The 383-nt window shown below is 52.0% G+C and carries 1 protein-coding gene; it reads right to left on the bottom strand.

All coding sequences use genetic code 11. From position 1 onward, the window contains the following. Nucleotides 1-168: 168 nt before the first annotated feature. Nucleotides 169-383: phosphopantetheine-binding protein (locus KPG66_RS17200; protein WP_237071655.1), on the bottom strand; the 215-nt coding region annotated here is incomplete at its 5' end.

Raw genomic sequence — 383 nt, 5'->3', positions numbered from 1 at the left:
ATGAAGAAAAACGGCGATCCTATCGGCCGCAGCGGAAAGTTCTGCATAGCTCAACGCGGATTCGTCGGAGTCGACGAGCGCTCGGCTGTCGCGCCGTCGTGTCGTCTAAGTATTTTGCTAAGTCTGCCGATGGCTCGGACTGTCGTCCCCGCGTCACAATGTCGGTCGTCATTTTTCAATTTCCGATGATTTTTCATCCACGTAACGCGCGATCTCGCGAATCGTGGTGAAGCGCGTCCTCGGATCACTGACACCAACCATCATGTCAAATTCGTCCTCCACAAACGAAACCAGGCGCATGGTGGCCAAGGATGAAAGGAGTCCCGACTCTTTTAGATTTAGATCGTCGGAAATATCTGAGTCGTTTCCTTTCAGGATAGTGT

This window comes from Mycetohabitans sp. B2 (genome assembly GCF_021733735.1).
Lineage (GTDB): Bacteria > Pseudomonadota > Gammaproteobacteria > Burkholderiales > Burkholderiaceae > Mycetohabitans > Mycetohabitans rhizoxinica.
The sequence above is the reverse complement of the archived record's forward strand: the minus strand, read 5'-3'. Positions and strand labels throughout refer to the sequence as shown.